The 17,167-nt window shown below is 42.1% G+C and carries 17 protein-coding genes and 1 riboswitch; of the genes, 7 read left to right on the top strand and 10 right to left on the bottom strand.

Annotation, left to right across the window (positions count from 1 at the left end; genetic code table 11):
• Nucleotides 1-990 (bottom strand): CobW family GTP-binding protein, encoded by a 990-nt coding sequence (locus CTER_RS03890; protein WP_004623779.1) that lies wholly within the window; start codon nucleotides 988-990, stop codon nucleotides 1-3.
• A gap of 337 nt (nucleotides 991-1,327) precedes the next feature.
• On the opposite strand from CTER_RS03890, the gene CTER_RS03895 reads away from it, so the two are divergent.
• The 7 genes from CTER_RS03895 (at nucleotide 1,328) to CTER_RS03925 (ending at nucleotide 9,567) form a co-directional block, all read left to right on the top strand.
• The gene (locus CTER_RS03895) at nucleotides 1,328-1,567 is read left to right on the top strand and encodes a FeoA family protein (protein ID WP_004623788.1); all 240 of its coding nucleotides are present in this window, start codon (nucleotides 1,328-1,330) and stop codon (nucleotides 1,565-1,567) included.
• Nucleotides 1,568-1,658: 91 nt separating this feature from the next.
• Nucleotides 1,659-3,821: a ferrous iron transport protein B gene (gene feoB, locus CTER_RS03900; protein ID WP_004623786.1), complete on the top strand. Its 2,163-nt coding sequence runs from the start codon at nucleotides 1,659-1,661 to the stop codon at nucleotides 3,819-3,821.
• A 146-nt stretch (nucleotides 3,822-3,967) separates the two neighbouring features.
• Complete coding sequence (locus CTER_RS03905; RefSeq protein ID WP_004623821.1) at nucleotides 3,968-5,176, top strand: YibE/F family protein; 1,209 nt, start codon at nucleotides 3,968-3,970, stop codon at nucleotides 5,174-5,176.
• A 220-nt stretch (nucleotides 5,177-5,396) separates the two neighbouring features.
• Complete coding sequence (locus CTER_RS03910) at nucleotides 5,397-7,484, top strand: ribonucleoside triphosphate reductase (protein ID WP_004623831.1); 2,088 nt, start codon at nucleotides 5,397-5,399, stop codon at nucleotides 7,482-7,484.
• Nucleotides 7,485-7,490: 6 nt separating this feature from the next.
• Nucleotides 7,491-8,177 carry an anaerobic ribonucleoside-triphosphate reductase activating protein gene (locus tag CTER_RS03915; RefSeq protein ID WP_004623785.1) on the top strand — a complete coding sequence of 229 codons (687 nt, stop codon included), beginning with the start codon at nucleotides 7,491-7,493 and terminating at the stop codon, nucleotides 8,175-8,177.
• A 267-nt stretch (nucleotides 8,178-8,444) separates the two neighbouring features.
• Nucleotides 8,445-8,987: an ECF transporter S component gene (locus CTER_RS03920; RefSeq protein WP_004623853.1), complete on the top strand. Its 543-nt coding sequence runs from the start codon at nucleotides 8,445-8,447 to the stop codon at nucleotides 8,985-8,987.
• On the top strand, nucleotides 8,977-9,567 hold the full coding sequence (locus CTER_RS03925) for a class I SAM-dependent methyltransferase (RefSeq protein ID WP_004623807.1): 591 nt from the start codon (nucleotides 8,977-8,979) through the stop codon (nucleotides 9,565-9,567). The genes CTER_RS03920 and CTER_RS03925 overlap by 11 nt, the downstream gene beginning before the upstream one ends.
• Before the next feature lie 42 nt (nucleotides 9,568-9,609).
• Here CTER_RS03925 and CTER_RS29235 read toward each other — a convergent pair whose 3' ends face one another.
• The 9 genes from CTER_RS29235 to CTER_RS03965 all read right to left on the bottom strand — a co-directional run bounded on the left by CTER_RS29235 (nucleotide 9,610) and on the right by CTER_RS03965 (nucleotide 17,162).
• On the bottom strand, nucleotides 9,610-9,771 hold the full coding sequence (locus tag CTER_RS29235) for an SMP-30/gluconolactonase/LRE family protein (RefSeq protein WP_083908915.1): 162 nt from the start codon (nucleotides 9,769-9,771) through the stop codon (nucleotides 9,610-9,612).
• Complete coding sequence (locus CTER_RS03930) at nucleotides 9,708-9,947, bottom strand: hypothetical protein (protein WP_040760262.1); 240 nt, start codon at nucleotides 9,945-9,947, stop codon at nucleotides 9,708-9,710. Before CTER_RS03930 ends, CTER_RS29235 begins: the two co-directional genes overlap by 64 nt.
• Nucleotides 9,948-10,152: 205 nt before the next feature.
• On the bottom strand, nucleotides 10,153-11,139 hold the full coding sequence (locus CTER_RS03935) for a C40 family peptidase (RefSeq protein WP_040760264.1): 987 nt from the start codon (nucleotides 11,137-11,139) through the stop codon (nucleotides 10,153-10,155).
• A riboswitch (cyclic di-AMP (ydaO/yuaA leader) is annotated at nucleotides 11,140-11,274 on the bottom strand.
• A 254-nt stretch (nucleotides 11,275-11,528) separates the two neighbouring features.
• The gene (locus CTER_RS03940; RefSeq protein WP_004623815.1) at nucleotides 11,529-12,464 is read right to left on the bottom strand and encodes a DUF2935 domain-containing protein; all 936 of its coding nucleotides are present in this window, start codon (nucleotides 12,462-12,464) and stop codon (nucleotides 11,529-11,531) included.
• A gap of 209 nt (nucleotides 12,465-12,673) precedes the next feature.
• Nucleotides 12,674-13,228, bottom strand: a complete 555-nt coding sequence (locus CTER_RS03945) for a rubrerythrin family protein (RefSeq protein WP_004623811.1) — start codon at nucleotides 13,226-13,228, stop codon at nucleotides 12,674-12,676.
• Nucleotides 13,229-13,308: 80 nt separating this feature from the next.
• Nucleotides 13,309-14,124 (bottom strand): family 1 encapsulin nanocompartment shell protein, encoded by an 816-nt coding sequence (locus tag CTER_RS03950; protein ID WP_004623777.1) that lies wholly within the window; start codon nucleotides 14,122-14,124, stop codon nucleotides 13,309-13,311.
• Between the two features lie 80 nt (nucleotides 14,125-14,204).
• Nucleotides 14,205-14,588, bottom strand: a complete 384-nt coding sequence (locus tag CTER_RS03955) for a demethoxyubiquinone hydroxylase family protein (RefSeq protein WP_004623803.1) — start codon at nucleotides 14,586-14,588, stop codon at nucleotides 14,205-14,207.
• A 43-nt stretch (nucleotides 14,589-14,631) separates the two neighbouring features.
• The gene (locus CTER_RS03960) at nucleotides 14,632-15,483 is read right to left on the bottom strand and encodes a thiamine pyrophosphate-dependent enzyme (RefSeq protein ID WP_004623783.1); all 852 of its coding nucleotides are present in this window, start codon (nucleotides 15,481-15,483) and stop codon (nucleotides 14,632-14,634) included.
• Nucleotides 15,484-15,485: 2 nt separating this feature from the next.
• A complete protein-coding gene (locus CTER_RS03965; protein WP_004623841.1) occupies nucleotides 15,486-17,162 on the bottom strand; it encodes a 2-oxoacid:acceptor oxidoreductase subunit alpha in 1,677 nt (558 codons plus the stop codon).
• Between the last annotated feature and the right edge of the window lie 5 nt (nucleotides 17,163-17,167).

Genomic DNA, 17,167 nt, shown 5'->3' on the forward strand with positions numbered 1-17,167 from the left:
TTATGTATTGATATTGAAAAGGCTGTCTAGTTCCTTCCTGTTCAGTTCCCTTCCGATGACACACAATCTTCCCGTGTAGTCGGCCCCCGAGTCCTTTATTTCAAACTCTCCGGGGACATAATCGAATTGCACCCATTTACTCCTGTCCGATTGAATAATTCCCTTTGCTCTTAAAATATTGCCGTAGCGTCCGGTGCTGCCCAGGCTCTCCAGTATTTTTTTCAAAGTGGCAGCATCATATGTTTCAGGTGTTTCGGCTCCCCATACTTCAAAGAATTCGTCCGCATTATGATGGGTATGCTGTGTTCCTTTACAGCCGCATTTACAGCCTTCCGGGTGAACATGTCTTTTCAGGACAACCTTTTTTATTTGCTGTTCCAGTGCTGCTGACCCATTCTGCTCGGCGGCCGATATAATCTGCCCGGCATTGAGTTCTTCCCAGGGAGTGGTAATTATATTTGCTTTGGGATTCAATTTACCGATCTCACCTGTAAATTTCACAAGCTTATCAGCCTCAGCCTTCTGTGAACGGCTGAGAATAATTGTTTTTGCATGCTTTATCTGATTCTCATAAAATTCTCCGAAATTCAGGATATACATTTTATATTTAAGGATATCGACTACTGTGATCACCATATTTATAGTTAACAGGTCTTTTGAGCTCAAGCTGTCACAGGCCTTTAAAATATCCGACAGTTTGCCGACACCCGAAGGTTCGATGATTATTCTGTCAGGCTTGTACTTATGCAGGACTTCCTCGATGGATTTTCCGAAATCACCAACCAGGGTACAACATATACACCCGGAGTTTATTTCCTTAACTTCTATTCCCGATTCTTTTAGTATACTTCCGTCTATTCCAATTTCTCCGAACTCGTTTTCAATGATTACCAGCTTTTCATCATGCAGTTTTTCTGCCATAAGCTTTTTTATCAGTGTAGTTTTTCCTGAACCTAAAAAGCCCGATATAATATCTACTTTTGTCTTCATTATTACCTCCTGCGAACGTTGATCTCACTAATCGGGACAACAGCTGCTTTTACTATTCTATGACAGCCTGTACGGACAATATGTAATATGGTGCATATGCTCTGTTTGATTATGAATGTTAATAAATGCGAATGATTCCCATCAGCATATATATTAATATAAATTATTTCTTTCAATATTTCAAGAAAATATTTTTTAAGCATTGTTATATATTTTTTAATTTGAATTGTAACTCTTTAAATTCATAATACATAAGTTAGTGTAGGGAAACTTTTTTGTTCACAGCTAACGGAGATTATATAAACCATATACATAATCAAGTATTGGAGGTTCAGTTATGGGAGAAAAATATATTCAGTTAAATTCCCTGCCTTTAGGAAAAAAAGGTAAAGTAAAAGTACTTACGTCGGAAGGAACCATCCGCAGAAGGATGTTGGATTTGGGACTGATTGCAGATACCGAAGTTGAAGCGCTTCAAAAAAGTCCGTCCGGTGATCCTGTGGCCTATCATATAAGAGGGGCTGTCATAGCTCTTCGCTCTGAGGAAGCATCACAAATATTTATCGAAGCTCTCTAGTCAGACCTGCGGTTTAATTTTTCCACGGGCGGCTAAAACTCTGCCCGTGGCTAAAATATTTTTCAAAAATATAAATGAGGAGGTTAATTCAATGGGTTTAACAAGCCAATCCACAGGGACGGGGATACTGACAGATGTACTGGCAAGTGAAATTTACATCAGCCGTACACATCCTGATGATAAAGTGATTGCCCTTGCAGGTAATCCCAATGTCGGAAAAAGCACTGTGTTTAACAGCCTGACCGGTCTTAACCAGCATACGGGCAACTGGCCGGGAAAAACAGTTACCAATGCACAGGGAAAATACAGGCATAAAGATAAAAATTTCATAATGGTGGACATTCCCGGTACATATTCCTTAATGGCAAATTCGGCCGAAGAAGAGATTGCCAGGGATTTTGTCTGCTTTGGAATGCCCGATGCAACAGTTGTTGTAGCAGATGCCACCTGTCTTGAGAGAAACCTGAATCTGATATTGCAAACACTGGAGATAACCGATAGGGTTGTAGTATGTGTAAACCTTATTGATGAAGCAAAAAGGAAGAAAATCCACATTAAATATGACAGGCTTTCAAAGCTCCTGGGTGTACCTGTCATACCTACTAATGCCCGAAGCAATAAAGGCCTTGATGAATTGATGGATGCGGTATACGATGTGGCAAACAGGCGCATGGCCACAAACCCCATTCAAATTACTTATGACGCAGTAATTGAAGAAGCTGTAAGTATGATCCAGCCTAAAATATGGGAACTGGTTGACGGTAAAATAAACAACCGCTGGGTAGCATTCAAGCTGCTGGACGGAGATACAACCCTGCTGAAAACATTGGACGAATATCTTGGTTTTGACCTGATGGAAAATTCGGAATTACAGGAGCTGCTTGCGGAGGCAAGAAAATACATGACTGAAAACGGCATCGGAACGGACCGGTTAAGGGATAAAATTGTATCCAGGCTTGTAGGCACTGCAGAAGAAATAAGCAGCGAGTCGGTTACTTTTGAAAATAAGCAATACAACCGTACCGACAGAAATATAGACCGTATTCTCACATCAAGAATTTTTGGCATTCCCATCATGCTGGGTATGCTGGCCATTATATTCTGGATCACCATAGCAGGTGCAAATGTGCCCTCGGGACTGCTTTCGGACATGTTTTTCCGGATTGAGGCAAAGCTCACCGAATTCTTTATGTGGGCAGGTTCGCCAGATTGGCTGCATGGGATTCTGGTCCTTGGTATATACCGGACGCTTGCCTGGGTTGTATCCGTTATGCTGCCTCCCATGGCTATATTCTTTCCCCTGTTCACTCTTTTGGAGGATTTGGGTTACCTGCCCCGAGTTGCTTTTAATCTTGATAATTTCTTTAAAAAAGCATGTGCGCATGGAAAGCAGGCTTTGACCATGTGCATGGGATTTGGCTGTAATGCCGCCGGTGTAATAGGCTGCAGAATTATTGATTCTCCCAGGGAAAGATTAATAGCCATCATCACAAATGTATTCGTACCCTGTAACGGCCGGTTTCCCACCCTTATAGCCATAGGTACTATTTTTATAGGCGGGACATTCGGGGGCGCTTTTGAATCGGTGGCTTCCACATTGGCTCTTACAGGAGTTGTTTTGATAGGAATATTTATGACCCTGCTTGTATCCAGGATATTATCGAAAACCATACTGAAAGGCCTTCCCTCCTCCTTTACGCTGGAACTGCCTCCATACCGGAAGCCGCAGGTGGGACGTATTATCGTACGATCCATACTGGACAGGACTCTTTTTGTTCTGGGCCGTGCGGTTGTCATTGCGGCGCCTGCAGGCCTGGTCATATGGCTGATGGCTAACATTAGTATAGGAGATTTGAGCCTCCTGTCACACGCCGCCGTTTTTCTTGACCCCTTCGCCAGGCTGCTGGGAATGGACGGATATATACTGATGGCCTTTGTACTTGGCCTGCCGGCCAACGAAATAGTCATACCCATCCTCATAATGAGCTATATGGCCTCGGGTTCCATGCTGGAGCTCGAGCAGTTATCCGACCTGAAACAGCTTTTTGTTGCCAATGGTTGGACCTGGCTTACCGGCGTCTGTGTAATGCTGTTTTCTCTTATGCACTTTCCCTGCGGTACAACCCTATGGACCATACGGAAGGAAAGCCGGAGCTGGAGGTGGACACTGGCCTCCTTTGCCATACCCACCGCAGCCGGTATTATAGTATGCTTTGCTGTTGCCAATGCGGCAAGGCTGCTGGGCTTGGTATAAATTGAGAATTAGTTTAATAAACAATGTTGATTATATATTTTCAAAAAATTGAGGAAATAATTTCTGAAAACAAATATAAGTACTATAAAAAAATAACAAATTCATATGTTAATAAAAAGTTTCTTAAAAATACAAAGGAGATCAGTATGAAAAGCTTTTTAAAAACCGTTGCTTATTTGATTTTTATATTTTTATCCATACTGTTTATTTATTATGGAAACAGATATGTATGCCATAATCAGTATAATAAGGGAATTAACTATGAAAGAGAGGAAGAATTGAATTACCTGGTTTTTGCAGAGGTGAAAACCATTGATAAAATAATAAAAGACACATCCGATCCCTCCAGCCAGAAAATATATTTTAAAGCAGAAATATTCGGGGATAAAAACTATAATAACAATTTAGTAATTGGAACACAAATTCTGGATGATACAGATAAGAATGTTGCACAAGTCTCCCCCGGAGACAAGGTGGTGCTGCTGCCCATGGATGACGATTTGATTTTTCAGTATTATTACCGTTTTGATAAAATCGTTATTTTAGGAGTTGTTTTTGCAGCATTGGTAATAGTGTTGGGTGGAATAAAAGGAATAAAAACAATCCTTGCACTTGCTATGACATGCCTGTCAATATTTTTTGTATTCATACCGGCTATCGGCAGAGGTTATAATATTTACTTTTCATCCTGCATCATATGTCTGTATATTATTATCACCACTTTTATAATTGTCTACGGCTATAACAGGAAAAGCATGGTAGCAGCCATAAGCTGTCTCACAGGGGTGGTGTTTTCAGTGATAATCACATTTTTAATGGACAGCTGGATGAAGCTGACAGGATATATCAATGATGAAACCTATATGCTGGGAAATATATTCGGTATTAAAGATCTGGATGTTAAAGCCATTATATTTTCAATGATCACCATAGGTGCAATGGGGGCAATCATGGATGTCTCAATGTCAATAACCACCTCCTTATATGAAATCAAGTCAAGTAAGACAAATGCCACTGCAATGTCTCTTTTAAAGTCAGGAATCTCCATAGGCAGGGATATAATGGGCACAATGACAAATACGCTCATACTTGCCTATATCGGCAGTTCACTGATTGTTGTTCTGATTTATGCGGGCTCCAATTATTCTTTGTTGAGTCTGGTGAACAAGGAGGAATTAATATTTGAGTTCCTGCAGTCACTTGTAGGCAGTTTGAGTATTTTACTGACAATTCCCATTACTGCTGTCATATCCTCAGTCTTTTTTACAGATGTGAATAAATACCCTGAAGGTCGAAGCAAGCTGAGAAAACTTCCGGCAGGATCGGGCCGTTCTGAAAAAATTCAACATCATTGAACCATTATACAATTTCCAAAAGGCAGCTGTGTCATAAGCACCCAGTGTATGATTTTTTCTTCATTTCCACCTATTGACTTTTTTAAAATACATGCAATAATATATATGTTGTGTTTAAAATTCAATCGATACACAATATATAGTATATGGATTGAATTCCGAGCATAAGCATAAAGTAAGGATAAATATCAATCCATTTGCAAAGGAGATAAAAACAGCTATGATAAAGCAGATTGTTAAAAGGGATCGATCTACCGTACCCTTTAAAAAGGAAAAAATAACTATTGCAATATTCAAGGCTGCCAATGCCGTTGGAGGCAATGATTTTTCCATAGCCGAAGCCTTGAGCTCGGAGGTGGTCGATATTGCCGGACAGAAATACCCCGAAGGAATTGCAGAGGTGGAAGGCATCCAGGATATTGTTGAAAAGGTTCTTATTGAGACAGGACATGCGAAAACGGCAAAGGCTTACATACTTTACCGCGAGAAAAGGCGTTCGGCCAGAGAGACAAATGCTTTGATAGGTGCAACAATCAATATGTTTTCAGAATACCTTAACGACAGGGACTGGCAGATAAACGAAAATGCCAATACGCAAAAGTCCATAAACGGACTGAATAACTATGTACGGGAAGCTTTTACAAAAAACTACTGGCTCCATGAGATTTATCCGGATGATATCAGACAGGCACATTTGTCAGGAGATATACATTTGCATGATCTGGGATTTTTCGGGCCTTACTGTGCCGGCTGGGATCTCCGTCAAATACTGATGAACGGCTTTGGAGGTGTCGGCGGAAAAGTCGAATCAAAACCGCCGAAACACCTTCGTTCCTTTCTGGGACAGATAGTAAACTCCACGTTCACCACACAGGGCGAAACCGCCGGTGCACAGGCCTGGTCATCTATTGATACCTATTGCGCTCCCTTTATACGGTATGACCGGCTGGACTATAAAGCAGTAAAGCAGGCATTGCAGGAATTTATATTTAATTTGAATGTTCCAACCAGGGTTGGTTTCCAGTGCCCTTTTTCAAACCTGACCTTTGATATCATTCCCCCAGGCACTTTAAAGGATGAAAGTGTAATTATAGGTGGGAAGCTCCTGCCCGAAAAATACGGTGATTTTCAGGAAGAAATGAACATATTCAACATGGCCTTTTGTGATGTCATGATGGAGGGGGATTCAAAGGGCAGAGTTTTTACCTTCCCCATTCCTACCATAAACGTAACAAAAGACTTTGACTGGAACAGTCCTGTAACCGGGAAGTTCATGGAAATAACCTGCAAGTACGGTATCCCCTATTTCTCAAACTATATTAATTCCGATTTATCACCGGAGGATGCACTTTCCATGTGCTGCCGTCTGAGACTTGATACCTCCGAACTGCGAAAAAGGGGCGGCGGTCTTTTCGGCTCCAACCCGCTTACGGGTTCTATCGGTGTTGTAACCATTAATCTTCCCCGCCTTGCATATATATCAAAAAGTGAGTCGGAATTTTTCACACGTCTGTGGCAGCAGATAAATCTGGCTAAAAACAGCCTTGAAATCAAGAGAAAAGTTATCGAGGAACAGACAGCCAAAGGCTTATACCCGTATTCCGCCAACTATTTGAAAGATGTTAAGCAAAGAACAGATTTCTATTGGTTTAACCATTTCAATACCATAGGTATAATTGGAATGAATGAAGCCTGCCTGAACCTGCTAGGTAACGGATCAGACCTGACAACACCTCAGGGTCAGGAGTTCGCAGTCAAAACTCTTAATTATATGAGGAGCCTTATTAAGGAAATACAGGAGGAGACTGGACACTATTACAATCTGGAGGCGACTCCGGCCGAAGGCACCAGCTACCGTCTTGCAAAAAAGGATAAAGAACGGTATCCGGACATTATAACCGCAGGTGGCGCAGTTCCCTATTACACCAATTCAAGCCAGCTGCCCGTCGGCTGCACCGACGATATTTTTGAGACACTGGAACTCCAGGATGAGCTGCAGTCTTTGTATACAGGAGGTACAGTCCTTCACCTGTATCTGGGTGAAGAAATAAAAGATACCGGCTCTGCCAAAAATCTGATAAGGAAGATATTTACCAATTATAAATTGCCGTATATTTCGTTGACTCCGACTTTTTCCATATGCAATAACCATGGGTACCTCACGGGAGAGCAGTTCTTCTGTCCTGAATGCGGTGAGGAAACCGAAGTCTGGAGCCGAGTGGTGGGGTATCTCAGACCTGTAAAAAATTATAATGAAGGAAAACGTGAGGAATACAGATTAAGAAAGAAATATGTCATAAAGGAGTAATGGGATATGATGATCGCAGGTATGGTCAAGAGTTCGCTGGTGGATTATCCGGGTATGGTCTCCTGTGTATTGTTTACGCCCGGCTGCAATTTCGACTGTTTTTACTGCCATAACCGTTCCATACTGGAGGGAACTCATGAGGTACTTTCAGCCGGATATGTCGAGAGTTTTCTCCGCAGGCGGGCGGGCTTACTGGACGGAGTTGTTATTTCAGGCGGCGAACCCACTTTACAGCCCGACCTGATTCCGTTCATAAGAAAAATTAAAAAATCAGGGTACAAAATAAAGCTGGATACAAACGGTTCTTCCCCCTCAACCGTTAAACAAATACTTGATAATGGGTTCTGCGATTATTTTGCTGTGGATTACAAAGCCCCTGCCGCCAAATATGAAGAGATTTGCGGCAGAGGTGCCGGCGCCGGGACTGTAAAGGAAACAATACAGCTGTTGGTGGACGCCGGGGTTGATTTTGAGGTCAGGACTACCGTCATTCCACAGCTTGGAAAGGATGACCTGATAAGTATGTCCAAAGAGCTTCCGGCAGTTCCAAAATATGTCCTGAACCGCTACAGGCCCCCTGAAAATTATAAGGAATATGACAGGTCAAGGATCATGGAAAAACCATATTCCCAGGAAGAAATCAAGTCATTTGCCGGACTAATGAAAGAATATCAACCCAATACCGTTTGTTAGCGGCTTCAATGACAAAATCATCTTATAAAACTTTCTTTGTTGACTGGACTGAGTATATTGTGATATATTGTTTTGGAAACAAGGTCACGAAGGCCTTAAATTTTACCATTGTTCCGTTTAATAGTTTTTATAAAAATCAAACCATGAAGGGATGCTATCAGGAATAGCTCTGTTTGTGGTTTTTTTATTTCACCTGCAACCATGAAGGCTGCCGAATTTTGGAGCTTTAATGGTTGTTTTTATTTAAATGCGAAAGGGGTTTTTTTAATGAAAAAGAAATCAGTAAGGGAATTGATTTTATCGGGTTTATCTATCGCAATAGGACTGCTGCTGCCAATGATTTTTCACGCCTTCGGCCTGGGCTCTGCTTTTCTCCCCATGCACATCCCGGTTCTTATTGCAGGCTTTGCCGTCAGTTTGCCCTTTGCAGTTATTGTAGGGGTACTGACACCTCTCTTAAGTGCCTTACTCACCGGGATGCCGCCGCTGTTCCCCGTCCTGCCTTTTATGATATTTGAGCTGGCGGCCTACGGAGCGGTAGCAAGCCTTCTGTACAGGAAATTCAGGCTGAATGTATACATATCATTGATTGCAAGCATGATAGCAGGAAGAATTGTATCAGGAATGGCAGTGTGGGTGCTTGCCGCATTGTTCGGGGCAAAACTTCCGGGTCCGGCTGCCTTTGTTGCCGGCAGTATAACAGGAAGTATACCGGGTATTGTCATACAGATTGTATTTATACCTGCATTAGTTATAATACTTGACAGAAATAGATTATTAAGAAAAGAGGGATTGTCAGGTGAATCATAAGGAGTTCTTCAATTCAATGGCTGAAAACTGGGATAATATCTGCTGGCATGATGAGAAAAAAATTAACGAAATACTTGATTTAATCGATCTCAAAGAGGGTTCAAAGATTATTGACGTGGGAACGGGTACAGGGGTTATGCTTCCCTTCCTTTCTTCCCGCATAGGAGGTACAGGCCGGATCGCTGCGGTAGATAACGCAGAAAAAATGATTGAGGTGGCAAGAAGTAAGTATGCCGATCCTAAAATAACGTTTATAGCAGGGGACATATTTGAACTGGAATTACCTCATGAACAGTATGACTTGATAATGTGCTACTCGGTATTTCCCCATTTTGAATATAAGGCGACTGCTGCTGAAAGGTTGGGCAGATTCCTTAAACCCGGCGGTAAAATTGCTGTTTGTCACTCTCAAAGCAGGGATGAAATTAATTCACATCATAAAACTGCTGCGGCTGAGGTTTCCGGAGACTATCTGCCTGAAGCTGAAATTATAAAGGGTTATTTTAATAATTCCGGCTTCAGGACTGTAGTTGAAATAGATGATGGAAGAATGTTTGCAGTGGTAGGCGAGAAAATTTAACCGCCGGCAATATATGAATTTAGATGTTACAGACTACTAAGCCTATACTGTAATTTTATAAACGGACGTTCTGGCTGCGATATACAATATGTTTCGGTTTTCTCCTCCGAAGGCTATTGTTGAAGGTCTCTCAGGAACCTTTATCCTCTCTTTCGGGAAACCGTTACTGTCGTATACCAGAATTTGTCCGTCACATATGTACAGGTTGCCCTGATCAGGTCATATTGGTGGGGAATAATTGTAACTCTGTCCAGCCCCATAAAACACTCATTATGTCTGGCTGTAATGACGTCTTTATAACTTGCGATTTCACACATTCTATTCCCGGGATACAGCACTTTTTTTGGTTTCCCCGCCTGGCTGCGTTTTACCTTTGGCAAAACCGCAATGGTCTCCTCGGGGTATAGTGATTATCAGGGCAATTAAACAGGTATTAAATTTTAAATGGGTTCGCTATTTTTAGAAATTTTAATGAATCAGGATGAGTTGTGTCTGCCGCTGGGTAAAATATAAGCCGCAAATCAGAAACAACTGATTTGCAGCTTATAAAAATTTAATCAATGCATAATGAAATTCAAAATAAATTTACTTGATAACTCTTTTAGCACCAATATAAGTACCTCTGTATTCCGATAGTTTTTGTATCCGTACTGCACCATTTGAGGATGATGCATGGATAAAGCTGTCTCCGCCCATATAGATTCCTGCATGATCTATTCTGCCTGACGCTTTGCGCGAGGATGCATCAAAAAACAGTATGTCTCCTGCTTCCAGCTGGCTCTTTGACACCTTTATTCCGTTTGAATACATAGCTTCTGCCGATCTGTTCAGGTTAATTCCGAACTTTTTGAAAACATAACCGATAAACCCTGAGCAGTCAAAACCGGTTTGAGGGGTATTTCCGCCGTATAAGTACCTGACACCGTTGAATTGCTTTGCATATGATATGATCTGTTCATTGATCGAAGGTGCTTCCTCAACTGCTGCATCTGCTGCTGCCAAAGCAACGGTATTTACAGAACGTGATACTTTGTCGGCAGTTTTTAATGCAATTGCTGAAGCACTTGTAGTTGTGGCGGATTTGACTGCAGCGGCTTTAACAGAAGCCGTTTGAACCGGAGAGTTGGCTACAAAATTGGAGGCTACATACCCAATCTTTGTTCCGATTTTAACTTTGTTCCACCCGTTTGCAGTATCAAGAATAACCACACCTGTGTTCTTATTGAGAGTAGTTATTTTTTTAGTACTGGTACTCGGGCCTGTTCTGAAATTAACTCCATTTGCATTTATGGTTCCATTTGCAGATACTAATTTCAAATAGTCTTCGCTTACCCAGCCTGTCTTTTGGTTATAAGACACCTTGTACCAGCCATTGGACTTATCAATGACCGTTACATCCGAGTTGGTCAGTTTTGAAATTATTGAAGCTGATGTTGTGGGATTCTTTCTTAAATTTACATCGGTGCCTGCAATTTCCCCGGGTACTGTAGCCGCCATCGCAATTGAGGATACAAATGCGAGAGAAATAACTAAAAAACAGCCTGCCAGTACCTTGTTTACCTTGTTTGTCATTAGTCCTCCTATAGTGTGCTTCCGAAGTTAGCTGTCGGGTTCGGGTAATAGGATCACCCTACCATATAAATGGATTAACCCCCTGTTTCCTGGTTCCTCCGTACCTCAATATTGAGGATTCAGCAAATTTTTGTTTCCTGTTTCAGCTTACTATAAAAGTTTGATGGCATCGCCTCCTTTCGCAGGTATTATTTATGAAATGAGTTAACAATTAGTTAACATAATTCATAATACTACAATATTCGATATTATTGAACCCTTTAATGGGGTGTGGGATAAATTGGATGGAATAAAGTATCCATTATCAACTGTACCTGATATAAACTTTTGATAATTAATATACCACTGTCAGGTGAAGAAATTATGAAGATAATGTGACAAATACATTTTTATTTGTTTATTGGTTTTACTTCGAATTGTTTTAGCAGCCTGAGAAAATGATTTGCCTCACGCAGGGTATGATCACCTAAAAGCGGAATGATTATGGATTTTATTTTGCACTCAAGCAGACCCTTTGTACCCTGCTCCTTGAAGTCACGTATTCTTTGCACTGCATTCAAGCTGTCTTCAGTTACCTTTTCAAGAGGAATGGTCATATCCACCGCAGCCTTTGCCTCCGTTGTCAACTGATCGAACTCATTTCCGAAGTCATGGGCGGTATTAATAAGCTGGTCCTCAGTGGGGTCAAGCAGTCCCCTAATAAATTTTGAGTGCTCTGCCATTATCCTGTTCCAGAACAGCTCCTGCTGCAGAGCTTCTTTTTCAATGCTCATTTCTTCCCTGCTTTGAAGCTGCTGGACCATCTGAACATACAACCTGGCTTCCCGCATGATATGGTCAATTAACAGAGGGTAATTGAGAGTGAACATTTTACAGGACAGAACATTGCTCAGAATAGTTTCCTTAAAGGTAATCAATGCTTTTATCAGACCGATGGCCCTATTATTAACAGAAACAACCCTTTGTTCCAGAAACGGATTTATTGTGACGGTTTCTCCACCCATTAAGTTAATCTCTGCCTGGGTTATATTTATTGGTATTCTAACTCCGGAATAGTACGAAGATACTGTTTCAGCATCAAGTGTATAGGGTGTAAAGACTTCACCCGAATGGATGACCGATTGACTGACAATGCCGTTGGATATTGAAACAACATCAATTAAGAGCCTGTCGAATTCCATTCTGAATTCATCGGCCTTTCTGGTGAAACTGTTATCTCTTGTTGTAAAGCCTGCTTCGAGGAAAAAAGAATGTTCTTTCATAATCCTGGCGAAAAAAAGATGTAACTCCAGAGATTGGCGGACAAAATCAAAACTTGACAGCATAAAAACCAACCTTTCATAAACTTCACTATGTTAGCATATTATGTTAACAAAATTTTGGTTGTTACAATTTTGTACAATCTCTCTTAATATAAAAAAGAGGCATATGATACTGAGACAATTGCAATATATTTTTCACATATATTTTCAATTGTTTCAGTTTTTCATATGTCTCTTATACTATATAAATACTATAAAATAGTTTTCAAAAATCAAAACTCCACGTATAATTCCTTTTTTGCTCCGCATATAGGACATTTGTCGGGAGCCTCATCAAGTATGGTGTGACCGCAAACCGGACAGATATGTACCGATTTCAGCTGGATATCCCTACCCTCTTTTACTGCGTCCTGCGCCTGCTTGAAAAGTTGTGCATGAATTTTTTCGGCCTCCAGGGCAAAATGGAATGAACGCTGCGCTCCGGTTTCGTTCTGGAATTGTGCAGCATTGAGATAAACGGGATACATTTGCTCTACCTCATGCAGCTCACCATTTATACCTCCCTGAAGATTGTCGTAGGTTTTTCCGTTACCAAATACAGCTCCTGCTGTCACAGTGGCATCGGCTGTGTTTCCCCCGATTTCCCTGAAATGGTTTGTGGCGTGTACCCTTTCTGCATAGGAAATGGCTTCAAACAGTTTTGCAACATTGGGATAGCCTTCTTTCCTGGCTATGTCACCCCAAGCCAGATAACGCATGTGAGCCATGCTTTCTCCTCCGTAGGCCGAGTGCAGAAAATCGGATGTCATTGCATTTTTTACAGACATTTTATAAATCCTCCCTATCAATTTAATTTATTAAATAATAAGAACTGCTAATTTAGCCTTCATGATAATGATTAACGCTTTTATTCGAATACAACGATTGCTTTCCTTCGCTTTATTCTAAGTAATGCCGTTTCCAATATTCTGAAGCTGTGATTTAAATCCTTCTGCTCCAGATAGGCTGTTGAAATGTCCTGTCCGATCACCAGATCCATGTTTCTGGGCTCGGAGCACACGAGAGCTGCCCTGCCCTTTCCAAGGACCGGACTTTTATATACGCGGCCCTCCAGCAATTTACTGACCCTGTCTATTTCCAACAGGCCTGTTCCTTCCTGTATCCGCTGCATCTGCATATAGAGATCGGGACTGACAGTCAGGGAATAGGCACCGTAAATGGCTTCTGAAGCCAGCAGTTCAATTGCAGCTGCCACATCTGTAAATGCATTTTCACCTGCCGACCAGTCCTTCCTTTTTAATTTGTTTGTTCCTGCAGCTGTAAAGAGTCCCTCATAACCTGCGGTCTCATTTCCGAAGAAAATGAGTTTATCCTCCTTCAAGGCACAGGCCTGGGCGGAATCCATGGCTTTGGAGAGATCAGCCGGATAGCCTGACTTTTCATGGATTTCAATGTCTCTGCCCAGCAGTGTAAAGTCATCATATATGACCGGAAGCTCCGAGAACTTCCTTCCCTTCGTGGTAATGAAGCCATCGTCAGCTTCTTCAGTGACATTGTCGGCATCATCTATATTTATGCTGCCGACACCTAGACCAACAGGGCCGAAAATATGCAGAAAACGCCTGCCGGTCAAAACACTGCGGGCAGTTTTAACGACCGCTTTATCGATCTGTTCCCAGAGTTCCTCCGAAACAGGAGAACCTTCTCTTGATAGATAATTCATATACTCCACCTCCTGATTTATTTAACATTTACTCATTTATTTACTTACTCATTTATTCATCTGCTTGCTTATTACATTACTTATCCATTATCCTTTTCATTTAACAGACTTCCTATGGTTAATGGAGAGGCAGAAGGAGTATTTGGCTCTGCCGGCGGCTGTGAAATACCCAGATCCTCCAGCATTTCCCTGACTTCTGATTCCCCCTCCGAAAATAATTCCGCCTCCCGGGGATCAAGTATCCTCAAAAGCGTCATCAATTCTCCTACATGGGCCTTTTCTTCATCGCGTATGTCGCTGATGATTTTTTTTGCAATTTCATTGTCGGTGGCCTGGACGTGTGCATCATAAACATAGATGGCTTCCAGTTCCCCGGCTATGTCCAGACGTATTGCCTGGATCAGTTCCTCTTTTGTCAATTTCCGGTCTACATTCCCCTGAAAGGGATTTGCAAAAGCTGGCATAAGTTTAACCTCCTGAATTTAAATTTTAATATTATTAATATGATCAAATAAAGTCTTTTAAATACCCTTTGATCTTGTCCACAGGTGTTGTTTTATCAATAAGCGGTTTATCACCATTAAGAAAATCGAATTTTTCGGTAAAGGTCTGCTTTTCGTTTTTATACAGTATACCTATGGGAATACGGTCACCCCATTCCATGGACCTTTCCATGGCCTTTAATCTGTCTGTGGCGTCATATCCGTCCTCTATCTTGTAAACCCGTTTACTGTACCACTGGAATGTATTTATTTTATTAAAGCTTACACAAGGCTGGAGGATATCTACAAGAGCATAGCCTTTATATTTGATGGCTTCCACCATTATGGAAGTAAGGTGCTCCCTGTCTCCGCTGAAGGCTCTGGCAACAAAGCCGGCGCCCAGGGCCAGTGCCACCAGAAGCGGATTCATAGGCTCATTCATTGAGCCTGCCGTCTGTATTCCGGTTATATGCCCGACACCTGTGGTAGGAGAAGCCTGGCCTTTTGTCAGGCCATAAATTTGATTGTCATGTACAAAATGTGTTATGTCCACATTTCTTCTGATATTGTGCAGAAAGTGGTTTCCGCCTTCTCCGTAGGAATCGCCGTCACCTGTATTCACCACTACTGTGAGGTCCTTGTTTACAATTTTAGCTGCCACGGCAGGCGGCAGGGATCTTCCGTGAAGGCCGCAAAAGCCGTTTGTGTTAATGTACTGGGGAGTTTTTGCGGCCTGGCCGATTCCTCCCACCACCAATACTTCATGGGGCTTTTTCCCTGTCTGCTCCAATGCCGCCTTAAGACATTCGATTATGTTCAAATCACCACAGCCTGGACACCATGCTGTTTCTGAAATACAATATTTTACATCGCACATAGTTATTCATTCCCCCTGATTTTCTCAATTATAAATCCGGAACTCATGGGTCTGCCGTCATATTTAAGCACACTGCTGTCGCAGAATATTCCGGTGACCTCTGAAACTATAGAGGCAAGCTGTCCTGTTGCGTTCTGCTCCACATTTATTATCCTCTTTGCCTTTTTTGCCTTCTCAACCAGCAGCCTGACGGGTAAAGGCCAGATATCGCCAAATACAAGAGCTCCATATTTTGTATCAGAATTGCTGTTCAGAATGTTTACCGCTTCAGTCACCGGCCCCCAGGTTGAGCCCCAGGCAAGCAGCAGTACATCACAATCGGCAGCACCGGTAAATTCAGGCTCAAGAAGTTCCTCCTCCAAATGTTGAAGCTTTCGGAGCCTCTTTTCCACCATCTGATTTCTGACCTGGGCAGATTCTGTTATATGACCCGATTCATCATGCTCATCACTGTCCACCAGCACAGCTGCTCCGGGATTTTTCCCCGGAATTATTCTCGGTGAAATTCCGGTGGGGGTGATTTCATATCTTTTATAGGGTTTGGCTTCATCAAACTGATAGCCGGATATATAATTATTTATTTCAACCCGCTCAAAATCAAAAGGTTTTACTGTTACAGTGGTATCGGCCAGATACTGGTCACTGAGGAGAATGACCGGAAGCTGGTATTTATCGGCCAGGTTGAAAGCTCTGACAGTCTGATAAAAAGCGTCTTCGGGGTTTCTCAGAGCTATTACCATCCTGGGGAATTCACCCTGTGATGCCGAAATGACAAATTTAAGGTCACTCTGCTCGGTCCTTGTAGGAAGCCCAGTGGTGGGTCCGGGACGCTGCACTTCAGCAATTACCAGAGGGACCTCCAGCATACCTGACAGGCCCAGAGCCTCGACCTTAAGTGCAAAGCCTCCGCCCGAAGTACCGGTCATTGCCCTTGCACCGGCATAGGAAGCACCTATTGCCATATTGATTGCAGCAATTTCATCTTCGGCCTGCTCCACAACTATTTCGGCATCCAGCATTTTTGATGCCAGGTAATCCATTATGCTGGTAGAGGGTGTCATGGGATAGGCTGAATAAAATTTACAGCCGGCTGCCAATGCACCCAGTGCAACAGCCTCATTTCCATTGATTATTATATTGTTATCCTGTGCTGCCGTAATAACCTCATATCTTCTTACAGCCAGCTTTCTTCCTCCCTGGACAGCTTTGAAATTCAATGCTGCAAGTTCGGAGTTAAAGAAAGCGTTAAGAACGTCTTCTGTTTCCCGGTCATCAATTCCCAGCAGCTCCAAAACCGCACCGACAGCCACACTTCCCATTGTTCTGGTATTTCCCGTACCCGAAGCGGTTTGTTTAAGGGGCAGTCTGATACATCTCAAATCCTGGTTTTTTATTTCTTCATCGCAAATAATAAAACCGTCGGCTTTTAAATTTTCAGCATGATATTCGACAGTTTCACCATTCATGGCAATAATGCCGTCCAATTCCTCTGAATGGGACAATAGTTTCTCACTGCTGAAACGTATCTGAATAAAATTATGTCCGCCTCTTACTCTTGACATGTAATCTCTGATTGTGAATACTTCAAAACCCTGTCTTTTCAGAATTCTTTCAAATATGGCCGAGAGAGTTTCAATGCCCTGCCCTGCCGCACCTCCGATTAAAATGTTATAATTCACAACGC

Source organism: Ruminiclostridium cellobioparum subsp. termitidis CT1112 (assembly GCF_000350485.1).
Taxonomy (GTDB): Bacteria; Bacillota; Clostridia; order Acetivibrionales; family DSM-1351; genus Ruminiclostridium; species Ruminiclostridium termitidis.

What these genes read in the sequence shown, in the direction of transcription:
- CTER_RS03890 (WP_004623779.1), bottom strand. Translation starts at nt 990, where the DNA reads ATGAAGACAAAAGTAGATATTATATCGGGCTTTTTAGGTTCAGGAAAA.
- CTER_RS03905 (WP_004623821.1), top strand. Translation starts at nt 3,968, where the DNA reads ATGAAAAGCTTTTTAAAAACCGTTGCTTATTTGATTTTTATATTTTTA.
- feoB (WP_004623786.1), top strand. Translation starts at nt 1,659, where the DNA reads ATGGGTTTAACAAGCCAATCCACAGGGACGGGGATACTGACAGATGTA.
- CTER_RS03910 (WP_004623831.1), top strand. Translation starts at nt 5,397, where the DNA reads ATGATAAAGCAGATTGTTAAAAGGGATCGATCTACCGTACCCTTTAAA.
- CTER_RS03915 (WP_004623785.1), top strand. Translation starts at nt 7,491, where the DNA reads ATGATGATCGCAGGTATGGTCAAGAGTTCGCTGGTGGATTATCCGGGT.
- CTER_RS03920 (WP_004623853.1), top strand. Translation starts at nt 8,445, where the DNA reads ATGAAAAAGAAATCAGTAAGGGAATTGATTTTATCGGGTTTATCTATC.
- CTER_RS03895 (WP_004623788.1), top strand. Translation starts at nt 1,328, where the DNA reads ATGGGAGAAAAATATATTCAGTTAAATTCCCTGCCTTTAGGAAAAAAA.
- CTER_RS03950 (WP_004623777.1), bottom strand. Translation starts at nt 14,124, where the DNA reads ATGAATTATCTATCAAGAGAAGGTTCTCCTGTTTCGGAGGAACTCTGG.
- CTER_RS03960 (WP_004623783.1), bottom strand. Translation starts at nt 15,483, where the DNA reads ATGTGCGATGTAAAATATTGTATTTCAGAAACAGCATGGTGTCCAGGC.
- CTER_RS03935 (WP_040760264.1), bottom strand. Translation starts at nt 11,139, where the DNA reads ATGACAAACAAGGTAAACAAGGTACTGGCAGGCTGTTTTTTAGTTATT.
- CTER_RS03940 (WP_004623815.1), bottom strand. Translation starts at nt 12,464, where the DNA reads ATGCTGTCAAGTTTTGATTTTGTCCGCCAATCTCTGGAGTTACATCTT.
- CTER_RS03955 (WP_004623803.1), bottom strand. Translation starts at nt 14,588, where the DNA reads ATGCCAGCTTTTGCAAATCCCTTTCAGGGGAATGTAGACCGGAAATTG.
- CTER_RS03945 (WP_004623811.1), bottom strand. Translation starts at nt 13,228, where the DNA reads ATGTCTGTAAAAAATGCAATGACATCCGATTTTCTGCACTCGGCCTAC.